Source organism: Arthrobacter sp. Hiyo1 (assembly GCF_001263615.2).
Lineage (GTDB): Bacteria > Actinomycetota > Actinomycetes > Actinomycetales > Micrococcaceae > Arthrobacter.
Map to the genome: position 1 here is coordinate 1 of NZ_DF952475.1, position 2212 is coordinate 2212.

Below are 2212 nucleotides of genomic sequence, written 5' to 3' on the forward strand. Positions count from 1 at the left end.
AATCAGTTAACCGGCCCTCGATGACCGGACACGCCACGAATTTCCAGAAGCCCCGGATGCCGTCGTGGCGGTAGGAGACTGGAAACAGTCCTGCCGGAGGAGGACGCATGGGACTAAAGGTTGCCCGGTCCGGGGATGGTCATATTCTCACGGGTGCTGCTGACGCCGCCGGGGAATTGGTCAACGGATTCCTGGCCCATCTGACGACAAGGAATTTCTCACCCGCAACGCGCCGGGCGTATGCGTTCGACCTGTTGAATTTCCTGCGTTTTCTCATGGAGCGAGGGCTCGGGCTGGCGGATGTCGCCCCGACTGATCTGTTCGATTACCTCGACTGGCAGCAGCAGCCGCAGAAGAATTCCGGCGCCACGGTTGTCCGGCTCACTTCACGCATGGGTGCAGCCCCGGCGACGATGAACCGGCGGATTGCTGCAGTGCGGAGCCTGTACGACTACGCCGCGATAGCCGGTGCCGTGAACGAGAACCCGGTCCCGGCGGCGCGGCGGTCTTCCGGTTTCCCGTGCCATGCGGCGCGGGCTGCTCGGGCACCTGGGCAAAGGCCGCGAGCGTGGCGGGGGCAAGCTGGTGCGTGAAGCGAAGAGGCTTCCCTTTGCCCTGGATCCTGCCCAGGTGGCCGTTTTCATCGCCGATCTGCTGACCGCCCGCGATCGTTCGATGGCGCTGTTGATGCTGCTGGGCGGACTGCGCGCGTCAGAGGTACGGCTGCTGCCGCTGGCCAACGTCGATTTTGGTCTGCGGCGGGTCAGGGTTAAGGGCAAGGGCGGAAAGGAACGTGTCGTGCCGGTCGACCCGTCATTCTTCACGGAACTGGCGTCCTACCTGCGCACCGAGCGTCCGGCCGGCTGCACTGCCCGGGAATGCTTCGTGGTGTTGCGAGGACCGACCACAGGCCATGCCCTGACCGAAGCCGGTCTACGGCGGATCTTCCGCACCCACCGGCTGCGGGCAGGCACCCCGCTGGTGCGTCCACACCGGCTGCGCCATACCTATGGAACGGAACTCGCCGCTGCCGGAATCGATCTGCTGGTGCTGCGCGACCTCATGGGCCACGCCAGCCCGGAGACGACCGCCGGCTATGTCCATCTGTCGGCAACAACGCTGGCCGAGGAGTACGCGGCTGCCAGATCACGATTGGAGTCATGATGCCTACTGTCACCAAACCCCTCCTCTCCCCGGCCCCCGGTGATAGAGATCTGCGCGAGGACTACTTCGGGTTCGTCGAGGAACTTTCCTACGGTCCGCAGGCAAAATACCTGCGCCGCCTGCGTGCGGCTGCCTTCCTGGACAACTGCCCGAATCCCGTGGAGTGGATGCGTCGTCCCGTCGCCGAACGCCTTCTGCAGATCAAACGCCTCGACGCCTGGGCCTTCCTCTCCTGGTGCTTTGCCACCGGCCGGCTCGTCCCCGACCTGGAACTGCTCACACTCAAAGGCAAGGGCACTCATTTCTCGCTCTGGTCCCGGCTGCATCCAGACGACAACACCGCGGTTAGCCGGGCGGCCACGACGTTCGACTGGAGCGCGGAATGGGCACAACGCGTCATCGGCAACGCGTTTCCGCTGCTTTGCATGACCCGCGGCGTCGACCTGCAATCCATGACGGACGCCGATCTGGATGCAGTGGAGCGGGCTATCGCAACATCGACGCTCCTGGCGCCGCGCACGCGGCGAGTCCTTGGCAGTCAGCACCGCTGCCTGCGAAAGCTCTGCTATCAGCTGGGAGTCACGGACATCCCGCCCGTTCACCCCAACCGCCGGGAGCGGACGCCGGCGCAACGGGCCGAGGGAGTGCCGCAGCCGCTGATCCGCCCCGTCATCGCCCGCTACCTCACGACCATCGCAGCGACACTTCGCCCAGCCACTGTTACCTCCCGGGCAGAACACCTGACCCTGCTGACAGTCTGGCTTTCCGGGAAACACCCCGAATGCCGCGAACTCACTGGCCTGACCCGCCGCCACCTCGAAGAATTCCTGGCCTGGGATGCAACCCGGCTCTCCCAAGGACGGAGGGGACGCGGGCAACGGATCTCGGTCACTCACCATATGCACGTCGTGATCAACCTGCGCAGCTTCTTCGATGACCTCACCGCCTGGGGATGGGCCGACCGGCCGGCCGAGACTGTTGTCCACCGCGCGGACATCCCGCGGCCGCCAGCACCGCTGCCCAGGGCACTGCCCCCGCAAACAGACAG

The 2212-nt window shown here is 65.5% G+C and carries 3 protein-coding genes; all 3 read left to right on the top strand.

The features are described from left to right. Positions 1 to 107: 107 nt before the first annotated feature. The gene (locus AHiyo1_RS25670) at positions 108 to 593 is read left to right on the top strand and encodes a site-specific integrase (protein WP_216363243.1); all 486 of its coding nucleotides are present in this window, start codon (positions 108 to 110) and stop codon (positions 591 to 593) included. Next, complete coding sequence (locus AHiyo1_RS25675; protein WP_216363244.1) at positions 526 to 1164, top strand: tyrosine-type recombinase/integrase; 639 nt, start codon at positions 526 to 528, stop codon at positions 1162 to 1164. The genes AHiyo1_RS25670 and AHiyo1_RS25675 overlap by 68 nt, the downstream gene beginning before the upstream one ends. Continuing rightward, a partial coding sequence (locus AHiyo1_RS24950) for a hypothetical protein (protein WP_216363245.1) occupies positions 1161 to 2212 on the top strand: 1052 nt, incomplete at its 3' end. The genes AHiyo1_RS25675 and AHiyo1_RS24950, both read left to right, overlap by 4 nt.

Bases quoted from the DNA above. Each gene is read 5' to 3' on its own strand.
- AHiyo1_RS25675 (WP_216363244.1), top strand. From the start codon at position 526: ATGCGGCGCGGGCTGCTCGGGCACCTGGGCAAAGGCCGCGAGCGTGGC.
- AHiyo1_RS25670 (WP_216363243.1), top strand. From the start codon at position 108: ATGGGACTAAAGGTTGCCCGGTCCGGGGATGGTCATATTCTCACGGGT.